Raw genomic sequence first — 15,660 nt, 5'->3', positions numbered from 1 at the left:
ATATCGATAAGCAAAAGGGGGCATTTCGCCCCCCTTAGATATTTAAACCAACGGATCGTTAGCCTAACTGTTTACGCGCATTACGGAACATACGCATCCACGGACTATCTTCGCCCCACTCTTTTGGATGCCACGAATTGCTCACGGTGCGGAAAACACGCTCTGGATGCGGCATCATCACCGTGGCACGGCCACTGGCGCTGGTGACAGCGGTAATACCGTTCACTGAGCCATTAGGGTTAGCCGGATACTGCTCGGTCACTTCACCCTTATTATTCACAAAGCGCAGCGCCACCAGATTGTGCTGTTCCAAAGCGGCCAGATGCTGCCGATCGCGCACTTCAACCTGCCCTTCACCATGCGAAACCGCAATAGGCATACGAGAACCAACCATATCCTGCATAAACAGTGACGGGCTGTCAGCCACCTCAACCAGACTGAAACGCGCTTCAAAGCGGTCAGACTGGTTGCGTACAAAGCGTGGCCAATGTTCTGCCCCCGGAATCAGTTCCCGCAGGTTAGACATCATCTGACAGCCGTTACACACGCCCAGCGCCAGGGTTTCCGGACGCAGGAAGAACTCGGCAAATTCATCGCGTACGCGGTTATTAAACAGGATAGACTTGGCCCAGCCTTCGCCAGCACCCAATACATCACCGTAAGAGAAACCGCCACAGGCTACCAGGGTCTGAAAACCTCGCAGATCGATGCGACCAGCCAGCAAATCGCTCATATGCACGTCTACCGCATCAAAACCGGCGCGGTGGAAAGCTGCCGCCATCTCAACATGAGAGTTAACGCCCTGCTCACGCAAAACGGCCACTTTCGGACGAACCTGTTTAAGAATATAAGGCGCAGCAATATCCTCCTGAGGTTCAAAGGTCAGTTTCACATTCAGGCCAGGGTCCTGCTCATTCTGCTTGGCTTGATGTTCCTGATCGGCGCAGTCTGGGTTATCGCGCAGGCGCTGCATCTGCCAGGTGGTTTCTGCCCACCACAGACGCAGAGTGCTGCGTTTTTCACGATAAACCGTGTCGTTTCCACTGCGGATCACGAAATCGTCTCCGACGGTCGCGCGTCCTAAGTAATGCACGCACTCTGCCAGCCCCTGTTTAGCGAACAGTTGTTCAACGGCCGCGCGGTGCTCGGCGCGAATCTGAATCACCGCCCCCAGTTCTTCATTGAACAAGGCAGCCAGCGCATCCTGACCCAAAGCCTGAATATCCACTTCGGCACCACAGTGACCGGCAAAGGCCATTTCAGCCAGAGTCACCAACAGGCCGCCGTCAGAGCGGTCGTGATAAGCCAGCAAGGTCTGATCGGCTACCAGTGACTGCATGGCGTTAAAGAAGCCAGCCAGCTGCTCCACGTTGCGCACATCGGCCGTTTTGTCACCGAGCTGACGATAAACCTGCGCCAGTGCCGTAGCCCCCAAAGCATTGTGACCAGCGCCTAAATCGATCAGTAACAACGCATTGTCACCTTTATCGGTACGCAACTGCGGCGTAACCGTATGACGCACGTCTTCGATTCGGGCAAAGGCGGTAATCACCAGCGACAGCGGAGAAGTCATTTCGCGCTGTTCGCCATCCTGCTGCCAGCGGGTTTTCATCGACATAGAGTCTTTGCCCACTGGAATAGTGATACCCAACGCCGGGCAAAGTTCTTCACCCACGGCGCGCACCGCCTCGTACAAACCGGCGTCCTCACCGGGATGACCGGCAGCGGACATCCAGTTTGCCGACAGTTTAATGCGTTTCATTTCGCCGATTTGCGTCGCGGCAATGTTAGTCAGCGCCTCACCCACCGCCAAACGCGCGGAAGCGGCAAAGTCCAGCAAGGCTACCGGCGCACGTTCCCCAATAGACATGGCTTCGCCGTAATAGCTATCCAGACTGGCGCTGGTCACCGCACAGTCGGCAACCGGAATCTGCCAAGGCCCCACCATCTGATCGCGAGTCACCATGCCGGTGACGGTGCGGTCACCAATGGTGATCAGGAAGGTTTTTTCTGCGACCGCTGGCAGATGCATCACGCGTTTTACCGCATCGGCAATGCTAATTTCAGCACGATTCAACGCTTCGCCCTGCGCCTGCTGGCTGGTGACATCCCGCAGCATTTTAGGCGTTTTGCCCAGCAGCACATCCAGCGGCATATCGATAGGCTGGTTGCCGAAATGGCTATCGTTAAGTGTCAAATGCAGTTCTTCCGTCGCTTCACCGATCACCGCATAGGGTGCGCGTTCACGTCGGCAGATTTCATCAAACTGCGCCATTTGCGCTGGCGCTACCGCCATCACATAGCGTTCCTGAGATTCATTACACCAGACTTCCAGCGGGCTCATCCCCGGCTCATCGTTCAGAATGTCCCGCAGCTCAAAGCGACCACCGCGGCCGCCGTCGCTCACCAGCTCTGGCATCGCGTTGGAAAGACCGCCGGCACCGACGTCATGAATAAACAGAATCGGGTTCTGCTCGCCCAACTGCCAGCAGCGATCGATCACTTCCTGACAGCGACGCTCCATTTCCGGGTTGTCGCGCTGTACTGAGGCAAAATCCAAATCCGCATCGGACTGGCCGGACGCCATGGAAGATGCCGCGCCACCGCCCAAACCGATATTCATCGCCGGGCCACCTAGCACCACCAGTTTGGCACCAACGGTAATTTCGCCTTTCTGAACGTGATCGGCACGAATATTACCGATACCGCCCGCCAGCATGATCGGCTTATGGTAGCCGCGCAGTTCGCTGCCGTTATGGCTATTGACCCGCTCTTCATAGGTACGGAAATACCCCAGCAGGGCCGGACGACCAAATTCGTTGTTGAACGCCGCGCCACCCAGTGGACCCTCGGTCATGATATCCAGCGCCGTCACAATGCGGTCTGGCTTACCGAAATCTTCTTCCCAAGGCTGTTCAAAACCGGGAATACGCAGGTTAGATACCGAGAAACCGACCAGACCGGCTTTCGGTTTAGCACCGCGCCCGGTGGCACCTTCATCACGAATTTCGCCGCCAGAACCGGTTGCGGCACCCGGCCAAGGAGAAATCGCCGTCGGGTGGTTATGAGTTTCAACTTTCATCAGGATATGCGCATCTTCCTGATGATAATCATAAACACCGTTTTCCGGCGCGGGGAAGAAACGCCCAACCTGCGAACCGGCCATTACCGCCGCGTTGTCTTTATAAGCAGACAGCACGTAATCCGGGGTTTGTTCGAAAGTGTTCTTAATCATTTTGAACAGCGTTTTCGGCTGAGCCACGCCGTCGATCACCCAATCAGCGTTAAAGATTTTATGACGACAGTGCTCGGAGTTCGCCTGCGCAAACATATACAGCTCAATATCCGTCGGGTTGCGCCCCAAACCGGTAAAGGCATTCAGCAGGTAATCAATTTCGTCTTCCGCCAGTGCCAGACCCAGCTTGATATTAGCCTGCTTCAGCGCTGCGCGGCCTTCGCCCAGAATATCTACCCGCTGAACCGGCGCAGGGTGCTGATGAGCAAACAGCTGCTCTGCCTGCTGCAAATCGGTAAATACCGTTTCCATCATGCGGTCGTGCAACAAAGCGACCAACTGCTGCCACTGGGTTTCGGTCAGCTCTGGCGCATCAATATAGAAGGCCAGACCGCGTTCCAGACGTAAAACCTGAGACAAGCCGCAGTTATGGGCAATATCGGTCGCCTTGGAAGACCAGGGAGAAATCGTGCCCGGCCGCGGCGTGACCAGCAGCAAACGCCCTTGAGGGGCATGTTCAGGGAGAGAAGGACCATACTGGAGAAGTCGTTGGAGTTTGGCGTGCTCATCAGCGCGAAGAGGCGCGCTAACGTCGGCAAAATGAATATATTCGGCGTAGATATCACTCACCGGCAGGTGAGCGTCCTGGCAACGGGACAGCAATTTGGTAATGCGAAAAGCCGACAAAGCGGGCGAACCACGCAGTATTTCCATAATCTAAGTTTCTCTCGTCTTCGAAGCAGCTGGAACAGCACTTCATTGGGCGCAACAGGGGAAAACGCGCGCCATTATAGAGAATCTCGGCCTCCGACGAAACCGTTTGCGTATCTATTATTGATAATAGCGCGAGAAGTCGTCGAATTATCATAAAGTGTCAATAAAGTTGCACACTGGCGTTTTGTTGCGCAAAATGCCCCCGCACTGGGGATTTAACCATGTTAAATCGCCCTTATATATAACGCACAACCCCGCGCTGCCGAGAGACAACTATTTGACGCGCCTTAAATTAAATTATTTTTTTATCGGTGTTGTTACCTTGCTTCTGGCTCTTGCGCTATGGCCGAATATTTCCTGGCGCAACGGTCAGGAGGGACAACTCGACCAGATCAAAGCCCGCGGAGAGCTTCGTATCAGTACGATGAACTCACCGCTGATCTACACCCCAGGTAAAGATGGCCCTACCGGTCTTGACTACGAACTAGCAAAGCGCTTCGCAGATTATCTCGGCGTGAAGCTGGTGGTTACGACCCGTAACAATATCGATGACCTGTTCGAAGATCTGGACAACAACGACGCCGACCTGCTGGCCGCAGGCCTGATTTATAACAGTGAACGCCTGAATCGGGCGCGCACCGGCCCCGCATACTATTCGGTTTCCCAACAGTTGGTGTATCGGTTGGGCAAAACCCGCCCAAAAACCTTTAACGATCTGCAAGGGCAACTGACCGTGGCCGCCGGTTCTGCGCACATGGCGGCGCTAAAACAGCTAAAACAGGGCAAGTACCCGAATTTGAGCTGGGAGTCCTCAACCGATCGCTCGGCTAAAGAACTCTTAGAGCAGGTGGCCGATGGCAAGCTGGATTACACTATAGGCGATTCCATCACTATTGCCCTGTTGCAGCGCATCCACCCGCAGTTAGCGGTAGCTTTCGATGTTACCGATGAAGAACCGGTCACCTGGTACTTTAAGCGTAGCGATGATGACAGCCTGTATGCCGCACTGCTGGATTTTTACAGCCAAATGGTTGAAGACGGCAGTCTGGCGCGCTTAGAAGAAAAATATCTGGGCCACGTTGGCAGCTTCGATTATGTGGATACCAAAACCTTCCTAAGAGCCATAGACACGGTATTGCCAACCTTCCAGCCGCTGTTTGAGAAGCACGCCGGTGAAATCGACTGGAAGCTGCTAGCGGCCATCGCCTATCAGGAATCACACTGGAATCCCGAGGCGACCTCACCAACCGGCGTCAGAGGCCTGATGATGCTAACCCGCGCCACTGCAGACGGTTTGGGCGTAAAAGACCGTCTGGACCCTGAGGAAAGCATCAAAGGCGGATCGGTATATCTGCAACGTTTGATGAAAAAGATCCCGGAAACGGTGCCGGAAGACGAGCGGATTTGGTTTGCATTGGCGGCTTATAATATGGGTTATGGTCATATGCTGGATGCCCGTAAACTGACCAAAAGCCAGAACGGTAATCCAGATAGCTGGGTAGATGTAAAAATGCGTTTGCCGATGCTGAGCCAGAAGCGCTATTACCCGAGTACGACTTACGGCTATGCCCGTGGGCATGAGGCTTATAACTACGTGGAAAACATCCGGCGCTATCAGGTCAGTTTGGTGGGTTATTTGCAGGATAAAGAGAAAAAAGCCGCGCAAAGTGCGGCTATCGAAGCTGAATTAGGCAAAGCCTATCCGGTGGTTGGGCCGGGCTGGTCGATTAATTGACCGATTCAAGGACTATTCTGGCTCGTTTTGCGCAGCGGCGCGGCGAGCCTGCTTCAGCGCTTTTTGCTGCTCCCGGCGCTGGCGGAAAAAGGCGCTCAGCGTAGCAGAACATGCCTCAGCCAGAACGCCGGAAGTAATTTCGACCTGATGATTCATCCCCGGATGACGCAAAATGTCCACCAACGAGCCTGCTGCGCCGGTTTTCACATCGTCAGCACCGTAAACCAGACGACGAATACGGCTGTGTACCATGGCTCCGGCGCACATCACGCAAGGTTCCAGCGTGACATATAATGTCGCGTTAAGCAGTCGATAGTTCTGTAGCGCCTGCCCGCCTTGGCGTAACGCCATGATTTCAGCGTGAGCAGTAGGATCATGATGGATGATAGGTCGGTTCCAGCCAACGCCAATAACCTGATTATCTAACACCAACACTGCGCCAACCGGCACTTCGCCCTCTTCCTGCGCGCGCTGCGCCAGCTCTAATGCCTGACGCATCCAGTATTCATCATTATATTCAATAGACACATTCACCTCTCAGGCACTTTTGCGGCGGGCATTATACACAGCGCAGGCGCAGAACGGGGATTTTGTCCGCCCGAAGTACTCAGACTATCGCTACCGGGCTATTCATCTATTACTTATACTCAATAAAAGTCATCAATACAGTAAAGTGAAGAATACATAGAAAATCTCGCCGTCACCTTCACATTGCTGACCCGAAGCAATGGCTTAAACCGCCGAGAGAACCTGTCATACAAGGGAACCTGGATATGAAACTCAGCAAAAAAAATGCGGCGGTGGTACAGAAAACCCTAGATGGCTGGGCCAGTGAAGGCGTCATTGCGCCGGAAGAACATCAGCGCCTGTTAAAGCACGTTGTGATTCAGCCTTTTGATTGGCGCAGACTGGCGAGCTATGCCTTTTTAGGCGCGCTCGCTTGCCTGGCTACCGCCGTTGCCAGCCTGTTTGCCGACAGCGTTCTCATTGCCTGGATTAGCCAATTCCTGCGCTTCGACGCTCCGGCCATTTCCGTAATCTGCGCAGGGATTGCCGTTACATTCTATTATTGGGGATTTCGCCGTTATCGCCTCAGCCCAGATAAAATTTACAGCAATGAAGCCCTGCTGTTTCTCGGCGTATTATTTACCGCAACATCTTTAGGCTACTTAGGCATTTGGCTGGATAACGGCAGTGGCCGCGTTTCTCTATTATTGCTGCTCGGTGCGGGAATTTATGCACTAATCGGCTGGCTAGGCCGCTCCCCCTTGGTCTGGCTATTTGCTCTGTTATCTCTGGGGAACGCCTTTGGCGCAGAAACGGGCTACCTTTCCGGCTGGGGAGCTTATTGGCTGGGCCTGAACTACCCGCTGCGCTTTATTCTTTTCGGTTTGATACTGATATCGGTCGTTCTGCTGGCCCAAAACCCGCTGCGCCAGCGGCGGCTGGAACGGGTTTCACAAGCAATGGGGCTGCTATACCTATTTCTCGCTTTATGGTTACTGTCGATCTTCGGCAATTACGGTGATATTGACGGCTGGTATCAGGTGCGCCAGATCGCGCTGTTTCATTGGAGCCTACTGTTTGCTCTGGCGGCAGGAGCCGCTATATGGCTGGGTTTGAAGCGAGATGACGCCATGCTTCGCGGCTTCGGCTTAACCTTTTTAGCCATCAATCTGTACACCCGTTTTTTCGAACTGTTTTGGGATTCGCTGCCCAAAACGCTGTTTTTCGTGATTCTGGGCGGAAGCTTATGGTTACTCGGTCGCTACGCGGAAAAAATCTGGCGTTTAGGCCATAGTAATACCGATGTAACACATTGAGGCAACAACTGACGTAACTCAATAACCGAGCCTTTAAAGTCATGAAAAACAGCGGCAAACCCTGCGGTTATTCCAGGAAAACAATCACTCTAACCGCTGTAATTCGCCGTTCTTACTCACCCGCCAGCGGTGTTCGCAGAAAAACAGCAACGGGTTATCCTGCCTACTGTCGCTATAACCGCTATAAAGTTTCAAGGGAGAGCCGAGCCGCTGCTCAAGCTGTACCACTTTTTCCTGCCCCAGACAGCGTAGCGGCAAAATCCAGCCGCCGTTGCATCGCGCCATTTGGCTACCAACAAGATGTAACTTGGGCAGATAAAGAGAATCATGGTAAACCTGCTCCACCAGCCGCTGCGGTGAACCGGTGATCAGCCACACCTGCGTATCTTGCTGTTCCAGATACTGCCGCAGGCGCATTTTTACTACAGGAAAACCCACCACTTTCTGACGAAACGCCCCCACGAAGCGCCGCTCCAGATCTTTCAGATGAGATTCGCTACGGCCGAAGGTCATGCTCCACAACAGCAGGCTAAGCGGCCAGCGGGCGCAGCGGCCTCCTGCCAGTAAGCCAATCCCAACGACGGGTAATAACGGAATAACCAGAAGTAAATTAAGAGGTAAGCGACGAGTAAGAAACCGCAAAAAGCTGCCAAACATATCTTGCTGATGCAGCGTCCCGTCTAAATCAAAAAATACAACGCGTTTGCCTTCAGCGGCCTGCGGCGCGATGTTTGCTAAGGTCGATTCTGGCATCAACTTATCACTCCTCAAAATGTCTTTCGCTCTGCCAAATCCGCGTCGACAGAGCGATATCCTAAAGTGATACTACCGCCTTTTTCCTTACCATGAACAGCGTTACGCTATTATTCTTCTGGATCGGTAAACCCCATAATCCAGGTAAATATAAAACCGGCCAGAATAGTGATTGCCATCCCCAAAAGGTACAACATGACTTTGCCGGAAATAATGGTCAAAGCCAGCGGTAGGCCGGAAATCCCGAAGGTTATCACCGTCGCCACTTTCCAATAGCTGATTAACGCCCCTCCGATTGCCCCCCCCAAGCAAGCGCCGATAAAGGGTTTACCTAAAGGTAACGTCACCCCAAAAATCAGTGGTTCGCCAATGCCTAAAATGCCGACCGGCAGAGCCCCTTTAATCACTTTTTTCAGGCGCGCATTGCGCGTTTTCATCAGTACCGCCAACGCGGCGCCAATTTGCCCTACGCCAGCCATCGCCAGTATCGGCAGTAACGGATTGGCGCCGTGAGCCTGCACCAGCTCTACGTGAATAGGCACCAATCCCTGATGTAAACCGGACAGTACCAGCGGCAGAAACAGCCCGGACAGCAGCGCGCCGACCCACAGTCCGCCGCGATCGATAGCCAAATTGACTCCGTGGGTAATCACTTCAGAAATATACCCGCCCAGCGGTTGTAGCAGCAAAATAGCCAAAGAGGCGGTGATTAGCGTAGTTAACAACGGATTGACAATAAGCTCTATCGATTCAGGCAGGTGATTACGCAACCATTTCTCGATCCAGCACATCAATGCCACAACCAGTAAAACGGCAATAACTCCACCGCGACCAGGCTGCAACGCTTCGCCAAACAGCGTAATTTGCGCCAGCGCCGGGCTGGATAAAATACCGGCCATTACGCCGCCCATTGCCTGCGAACCGCCGAACACTCTGGCGGCATTGACGCCCACCAGAATATTCATAATCGCAAACACTGCACTGCCAAAGATCGCCAACAACCCCAGAATATTCGGGTAATGCAGCGCTAAATCGCCAGAAATATCCGGACGCTTGAGAATATTCACTATTCCCATAATTAAGCCGGAAGCAATAAATGCAGGAATTAGCGGGATGAAAACGTCAGCCAGTTTCTTCAGCGCACCGCTCATTGGAGCCGCATATTTAGCTTTGGCCTGCGCTTTATTTCGACCGATCGCATCGGTTTCAGCGATGTCTTCTGTTTTTCCAACCATCAGGCCCCGCATGCGCTCAACCACCTTCGACGCCGCGCCGGGGCCAACAATAAACTGATGCTGTTCCCCCTGCTTAATATAGCCTTTGACTCCGGTTAACTGCTTCAAATGAGATAAATCCAGCAGATTGTCGTCTTTAACCTCAACTCGAACCCGGGTCATACAATTTTCAAGTTTACGAATATTGGCTTCGCCACCAATACCGACCAAAATTTGCTGCGCTAAAGCGGTTGATTTATCCATTACCACATATCCTCAGGCTGAGCGCTATAAAGCGGCGCGCAGATAACCATTATGCTGCGCCAAATCCTGCCGAGCCCGCTCTGCGCCAACGCCTTTCAGGATCATCAAAATCGCCGGTTTAACCTCAAAATCGGTCTGTTTCAGCGCATTTTCCGCTTCTTCCCTTCCTGCGCCGGTGGCTTCCGCCACGATGCGGCAGGCGCGATCCACCAGCTTCACGTTAGTGGCTTTTACATCCACCATCAGGTTTTGATACACCTTGCCCAATTTCACCATCGCGCCAGTAGACAGCATATTCAGCACCAGCTTTTGCGCAGTTCCGGATTTTAACCGCGTTGAACCGGTTAACGCTTCCGGCCCTACTACGGGGGAAATTGCCAGCTGCGCTTCCCGCGCAATAGGTGAGTCAGGGTTACAGGAAATCGCAACCGTTGGGCAACCTAACTCGCGAGCATAGCGCAAAGCGCCGATCACATAGGGCGTGCGACCGGAAGCGGCCAGGCCAACCACCATATCCGTGGAGGTTAACTTCAATGCCTGTAAATCTTCCGCACCTAATGTCAGGCTGTCCTCCGCCCCCTCTACCGCCTTCAGTAAGGCTCCCGGCCCACCGGCAATCAGGCCGATCACTAATCCGTGAGGCACGCCAAAAGTGGGTGGGCACTCGGATGCATCTAATACGCCCAGACGACCGCTGGTTCCCGCTCCCAGATAGATCAGACGCCCGCCAGCCTTCAAAGCTTCGGCAGCTAAATCAACCGCCTGCGCAATTTCAGGTAACACTAAACGAATCGCATCGGGAACCTTACGATCTTCATCGTTAAAACGCTCCACCATTTCCAGGGTGGATAATTTATCCAGATCCCTTGTTGCCGGATTACGGCTTTCTGATACCAAAGTACCTAAGTTCATACGTCACCTCATTGAATTTTTAATTCACATTAATATATTTATAATTGAATATTATATTCAACAAGGCGAGTGTTTTTGGCTATCTTTAGAGCAGAGATCACAAAAATCGGTAAGTTAACCCTATCCATGCGCCCGATCTGATTTTTTAGCGCTAAACATGGCAGAATGTCTTCCCGCTTTCAGGAATGGTGTTATGAGCAGTCTTCTACGCATACGACAGATCTACCCTACATTGGCGCAAAACGACCGAAAACTGGCTGATTTTCTGCTGGAAAATCCTGAACAGGCGCGGCATCTCAGCTCGCAGAAATTGGCGCAAATGGCCGGAGTCAGCCAGTCTGGCGTAGTGAAATTTGCTCAAAAACTGGGATATAAAGGCTTTCCGGCGCTAAAACTGGCGTTGAGCGAAGTGGTGGCCACACCGCAGGCCGCGGTGAAAGTACATAATCAGATTCTCAGTACCGATGGTTTAAAAACCGTAGGTGAAAAGCTATTGGCAGAAAAGCAGGCCGCTCTACGCGCCACGCTGGATATCAACAGTGAAGAACGCCTGCTCATGGCGCTGGAAATGCTGAAAAATGCTCGTCGAGTTATCCTACTGGGGATCGGTGCTTCTGGACTTGTGGCGAAGGATTTATCCTATAAGTTGTTGAAAATCGGCATTATGGCGGTAGCCGAAGCGGATATGCACGTACAATTAGCGACGGTTCAGGCCATGAGTCCACAGGATTTACTGCTTGCCATATCTTTCAGCGGCGAACGAAGGGAAGTGAATCTGGCGGCGGAGGAAGCGCGGGCTGCGGGAGCCAAGGTGCTGGCACTCACCAGTTTTTCCCCTAATGGCCTACAGCAACGCGCCGATCATTGTTTGTATACCATTGCGGAAGAACCGGCCATTCGCAGCGCGGCAATCTCCTCCAGCACCGCTCAGTTTGCTCTCACCGATTTGCTCTTTATGGCAATCATCCAGCAAGATTTTGATCAGGCGCAAGACCACATCAACCACAGCGCAAATCTGGTGAAAAAACTGGTCTAAGGCGATGATAGCGGTATAATCGCCGGCTGATTTATGTCCCCCACACCAAAGGTAGCGAACTCATGGCCCTGTTGATCACGCGTAAATGCATTAATTGCGATATGTGCGAACCGGAGTGCCCGAATCAGGCTATTACGATGGGCGAAGAAATTTATCAAATTGATCCAATGCGCTGTACAGAGTGCGTCGGCCACTACGAAACGCCTACCTGCCAATTGGTTTGCCCGATTGATAACACTATTATTACCGATCCGGCCTGCGTCGAAACTAACGAGCAGCTATGGGATAAATACGTTCTGCTGCATCACGCCGACCGCCTGTAACCGCGCCGCAGTTGCAACAAAGGGCGTATAAATACGCCCTTGCCAAGATCCGAATCGATTAAATCCTGATTAACTCTCAATTATCACCGTTGCACAGGCATAGCGCCGTTCATCCGCTAAAGAAACATGCAGAGATGCCACGCCCAGCTCCAGCGCCAGCTCCGCAGCGCGGCCATGTAAGTGCAGCGTCGGCTTGCCTAAAACGTCATTGACGACTTCAAACTGATTGAATGCCAGTCCGTTGCGAATACCGGTGCCAAACGCCTTAGCTGCCGCTTCTTTCACCGCAAAACGCTTAGCCAGAAACCGCACCGGCTGCTGATGTTGCTGATACTGTTGCCATTCTGCCGGGCTGAGAACTCGCTTTGCCAGCCGCTCTCCACTGCGATTCACCACAGCTTCCATACGTGAGATTTCAACAATATCAGTACCCAGCCCCAAAATAGCCATCAGCGACGCGCTTCCCGCATTAAGGTTTTCATTTCGGAAACCGCAGCCGGCAAGCCGGTCATCACCGCCTGGCCGATAATCGCGTGACCGATATTCAGTTCATGCATTTCAGGTAAGGCAGCAATAGGCTGAACGTTATGATAAGTCAGGCCGTGTCCGGCATTCACTTTCAGACCTTTGCCAGCGGCATAGGCCGCCGCTTTGGCAATACGCATCAGCTCCGCCTGACGAATCAGATCGGATTTAGCATCAGCATAAGCGCCGGTATGAATCTCAATGTAAGGTGCACCTACCGCCACCGCGGCGTCAATCTGGCGCATATCGGCATCAATAAACAGCGAAACCAGAATCCCCGCGTCGGTAAGCTGACCAACAGCCAACGTCATTTTGTCGATCTGACCGGCAACGTCTAACCCGCCTTCGGTGGTCACTTCCTGACGTTTTTCCGGCACCAGACAGCAAAAGTGTGGCTGAATGTCGCAAGCGATGTCCAGCATCTCGTCCGTGACGGCCATTTCCAGGTTCATTCGAGTCTGAATGGTCTGACGCAAAATCCGTACGTCTCTATCGGTAATATGACGGCGATCTTCGCGTAAATGAACGGTAATACCGTCAGCACCAGACTGTTCGGCAATGAAAGCCGCCTGAACCGGATCGGGATAGTGAGTACCACGCGCATTTCGTAACGTAGCGATATGATCGATATTAACGCCTAGCAGCAAATCAGCCATGACAGCCCTCCAGAAAAGCCCGTAGTAAGATAGGTTAACAGCCCGCAGTTTACACCGAGTGCAGGCGCAGCGGATAGGTTAGGATCGGGGAAAGTTGATACAGAACGGATTAAAAATCAATAAAATCAGGATGTCTGCGTCGGGTCGGCAGGAGGTTTTATTACAAATTGTCTGAATAATTCACGACTTTTAAGCGGTTTACCGCCCAAATAAGGTTTCAACGCCATTCGAGTAAAACGCTTGGCGGCACGTAATGTATCAGCATCGGGAAACTCCCGACTGGCCAATGCCTGTAGCTGCCGTCCGGTAAAACTGTAGTGGTCCACCACCAAACTGGCGATAAAACCTTTCTCTTCCCGATAGCGATAAGTCATGGTGTCAGCGACGGCTTGCCCACTCCCGGCGCAATGGAGAAAATCCACGCCGTAACCCAGACTGGATAGCATAGCCAGCTCGAACTGACGTAAAGCGTGTTCAGGGGAACCGTCCGTTGCGGCAAGGGCTTGTAAGCAATGGAGATAATCGAAGAATAATGCAGAATAGTTAGTACCGTGCTCCAGTACGCGAGACAGTAGTTCGTTAACGTACAGCCCGCTGTAAAGCATCGATCCGCTGAGTGGCAGCGCCAGAGAAACCGGCTCCGCATTACGTAGTGTTTTCACTTCCCCACGACCGGCCCAGCGAACCAGTAATGGCGTAAAAGGCTGTAAACAGCCTTTTAAATTGGAACGTCGGCCACGCGCACCCTTGGCCAAAACTCGCATGCGCCCTTCCCCTTCGGTAAACAAATCCAGCATCAGGCTGGTTTCGCTGTAAGGGCGACTATGCAAAACAAATGCGCGCTGCCAACCTTCCATCGACGAGTCTTATTTCAGATCGTCGGTATAGCCTAAGCTGCGCAATGCACGTTCGTCATCGGCCCAGCCTGATTTCACTTTCACCCACAGTTCAAGATGCACTTTGGCATCAAACATTTGTTCCATGTCCTGACGGGCTTCGATACCAATAGTCTTAATCTTGGCACCTTTGTTACCGATAACCATTTTTTTCTGGCCTTCACGTTCAACCAGAATCAGACCGTGGATGTTGTAACCACCACGTTCATTCGGCACAAACTGCTCGATTTCTACGGTAACCGAGTAAGGCAGTTCTTCACCCAGGAAGCGCATCAATTTTTCACGAATAATTTCCGACGCCATAAAGCGCTGGGAACGGTCGGTGATGTATTCTTCCGGGAAATGATGTTCAGCTTCCGGCATATGCTTACGCACGATGGCCGCGATGGTGTCCACGTTCATGCCTTTCTCCGCAGAGATTGGCACCACATCAAGGAAATTCATCTGCTGGCTCAGGAACTGAATATGTGGCAACAGCTTGGTTTTATCCGTGACGTTATCCACTTTGTTGATAGCCAACAGAACCGGGCATTTCAAGCTGCGCAGTTTATTCACGACCATTTCATCGTCGGCGGTCCAGTTAGTTCCTTCGACAACAAAAATAACCAATTCCACGTCACCAATCGAGCTGCTAGCCGCTCGGTTCATCAAACGGTTGATGGCACGTTTTTCTTCAATATGCAGCCCCGGGGTATCCACATAGATAGCCTGATAAGGCCCTTCAGTATGGATGCCCATAATCCGGTGGCGGGTTGTCTGCGGCTTACGCGAGGTGATGGAAATCTTTTGACCCAACAACTCGTTTAGCAAGGTTGATTTGCCCACGTTCGGACGACCAACAATTGCAATAAAACCACAATACGTTTTTTCTACTTCGCTCATTCAAGCTCCAACTGTTTCAGCGCTTGTTCCGCTGCTGCCTGCTCAGCTTTACGACGACTTGACCCAGTACCGACTACCGGCTCGCTCAAGCCACTGACCTGGCAGTGGATAGTAAATTCCTGATCGTGTGCTTCTCCGCGAACCTGCACAACCAGGTAAGAAGGTAACGGCAGATGGCGACCCTGCAGGTATTCCTGCAAACGCGTTTTTGGGTCTTTCTGCTTGTCACCGGGGCTGATTTCATCTAACCGGCTACGATACCAGTCCAAAATCAGCCGTTCGACCGTTTGAATACCGCTATCGAGGAACACACCGCCGATAAGGGCTTCTACCGTATCTGCCAAAATGGATTCACGACGAAAACCGCCGCTCTTCAATTCACCCGGGCCAAGGCGTAAACATTCGCCAAGGTCAAATTCACGGGCCATTTCGGCGAGAGTATTGCCTCGAACCAAGGTTGCCCGCATCCGACTCATGTCGCCCTCGTCTACGCGAGGGAAGCGGTGATACAACTCATTGGCGATAACAAAACTCAGAATTGAGTCACCCAGGAACTCTAAACGCTCATTGTGTTTGCTGCTGGCGCTGCGATGAGTCAGAGCTTGCAGCAAGAGATCCTGCTGTTGAAAAGTATAGCCCAGCTTCCGCTGTAGCCTGGTTATTACGATGGGATTCATGAGTTACCAATAGAT

Annotated in this window: 14 protein-coding genes; 4 read left to right on the top strand and 10 right to left on the bottom strand. The window is 52.5% G+C overall.

Annotated features, from left to right (window positions below):
• Nucleotides 1-58: 58 nt before the first annotated feature.
• Nucleotides 59-3,949 carry a phosphoribosylformylglycinamidine synthase gene (gene purL / locus ACQ4OC_RS04975; protein WP_120806687.1) on the bottom strand — a complete coding sequence of 1,297 codons (3,891 nt, stop codon included), beginning with the start codon at nucleotides 3,947-3,949 and terminating at the stop codon, nucleotides 59-61.
• 277 nt (nucleotides 3,950-4,226) lie between these two features.
• On the opposite strand from purL, the gene mltF reads away from it, so the two are divergent.
• On the top strand, nucleotides 4,227-5,684 hold the full coding sequence (gene mltF / locus ACQ4OC_RS04970) for a membrane-bound lytic murein transglycosylase MltF (protein ID WP_430970997.1): 1,458 nt from the start codon (nucleotides 4,227-4,229) through the stop codon (nucleotides 5,682-5,684).
• Between the two features lie 12 nt (nucleotides 5,685-5,696).
• Here mltF and tadA read toward each other — a convergent pair whose 3' ends face one another.
• On the bottom strand, nucleotides 5,697-6,218 hold the full coding sequence (gene tadA / locus ACQ4OC_RS04965; RefSeq protein WP_120806688.1) for a tRNA adenosine(34) deaminase TadA: 522 nt from the start codon (nucleotides 6,216-6,218) through the stop codon (nucleotides 5,697-5,699).
• Between the two features lie 239 nt (nucleotides 6,219-6,457).
• On the opposite strand from tadA, the gene ACQ4OC_RS04960 reads away from it, so the two are divergent.
• Nucleotides 6,458-7,507 carry a DUF2157 domain-containing protein gene (locus ACQ4OC_RS04960; RefSeq protein WP_430970996.1) on the top strand — a complete coding sequence of 350 codons (1,050 nt, stop codon included), beginning with the start codon at nucleotides 6,458-6,460 and terminating at the stop codon, nucleotides 7,505-7,507.
• Nucleotides 7,508-7,591: 84 nt separating this feature from the next.
• Here the strand turns inward: ACQ4OC_RS04960 and yfhb are convergent, their stop codons facing one another.
• From yfhb to murQ, 3 genes are all read right to left on the bottom strand, one after another.
• The gene (gene yfhb / locus ACQ4OC_RS04955) at nucleotides 7,592-8,260 is read right to left on the bottom strand and encodes a phosphatidylglycerophosphatase C (protein WP_064516806.1); all 669 of its coding nucleotides are present in this window, start codon (nucleotides 8,258-8,260) and stop codon (nucleotides 7,592-7,594) included.
• A 110-nt stretch (nucleotides 8,261-8,370) separates the two neighbouring features.
• Entirely contained in the window at nucleotides 8,371-9,738 is a 1,368-nt protein-coding gene (locus tag ACQ4OC_RS04950; protein WP_064516804.1) for a PTS transporter subunit EIIC, read from the bottom strand.
• Between the two features lie 24 nt (nucleotides 9,739-9,762).
• Nucleotides 9,763-10,650, bottom strand: coding sequence for an N-acetylmuramic acid 6-phosphate etherase (gene murQ / locus ACQ4OC_RS04945; RefSeq protein WP_430970995.1), 888 nt, complete (start codon nucleotides 10,648-10,650; stop codon nucleotides 9,763-9,765).
• Between the two features lie 193 nt (nucleotides 10,651-10,843).
• Between murQ and ACQ4OC_RS04940 the strand changes: the two genes are divergently transcribed.
• Together ACQ4OC_RS04940 and ACQ4OC_RS04935 are read left to right on the top strand one after the other, a co-directional pair.
• On the top strand, nucleotides 10,844-11,686 hold the full coding sequence (locus ACQ4OC_RS04940) for a MurR/RpiR family transcriptional regulator (protein WP_064516800.1): 843 nt from the start codon (nucleotides 10,844-10,846) through the stop codon (nucleotides 11,684-11,686).
• A gap of 62 nt (nucleotides 11,687-11,748) precedes the next feature.
• Nucleotides 11,749-12,009: a YfhL family 4Fe-4S dicluster ferredoxin gene (locus ACQ4OC_RS04935; protein ID WP_064516798.1), complete on the top strand. Its 261-nt coding sequence runs from the start codon at nucleotides 11,749-11,751 to the stop codon at nucleotides 12,007-12,009.
• Nucleotides 12,010-12,078: 69 nt separating this feature from the next.
• Here the strand turns inward: ACQ4OC_RS04935 and acpS are convergent, their stop codons facing one another.
• From acpS to rnc, 5 genes are all read right to left on the bottom strand, one after another.
• Nucleotides 12,079-12,459, bottom strand: coding sequence for a holo-ACP synthase (gene acpS, locus ACQ4OC_RS04930; RefSeq protein WP_064516796.1), 381 nt, complete (start codon nucleotides 12,457-12,459; stop codon nucleotides 12,079-12,081).
• Entirely contained in the window at nucleotides 12,459-13,190 is a 732-nt protein-coding gene (gene pdxJ / locus ACQ4OC_RS04925) for a pyridoxine 5'-phosphate synthase (protein WP_064516794.1), read from the bottom strand. The genes acpS and pdxJ overlap by 1 nt, the downstream gene beginning before the upstream one ends.
• Before the next feature lie 125 nt (nucleotides 13,191-13,315).
• Complete coding sequence (recO, locus tag ACQ4OC_RS04920) at nucleotides 13,316-14,047, bottom strand: DNA repair protein RecO (RefSeq protein WP_064516792.1); 732 nt, start codon at nucleotides 14,045-14,047, stop codon at nucleotides 13,316-13,318.
• Nucleotides 14,048-14,056: 9 nt separating this feature from the next.
• Nucleotides 14,057-14,968, bottom strand: coding sequence for a GTPase Era (gene era, locus ACQ4OC_RS04915; RefSeq protein WP_049601833.1), 912 nt, complete (start codon nucleotides 14,966-14,968; stop codon nucleotides 14,057-14,059).
• Nucleotides 14,965-15,645 carry a ribonuclease III gene (gene rnc / locus ACQ4OC_RS04910; protein ID WP_049601836.1) on the bottom strand — a complete coding sequence of 227 codons (681 nt, stop codon included), beginning with the start codon at nucleotides 15,643-15,645 and terminating at the stop codon, nucleotides 14,965-14,967. Before rnc ends, era begins: the two co-directional genes overlap by 4 nt.
• Between the last annotated feature and the right edge of the window lie 15 nt (nucleotides 15,646-15,660).

It is taken from the genome of Yersinia sp. J1 (assembly GCF_050586585.1).
GTDB classification, from domain to species: domain Bacteria; phylum Pseudomonadota; class Gammaproteobacteria; order Enterobacterales; family Enterobacteriaceae; genus Yersinia; species Yersinia entomophaga.
Note: the sequence above shows the minus strand (reverse complement) of the source record. Positions and strands in the feature narration are given on the sequence as shown.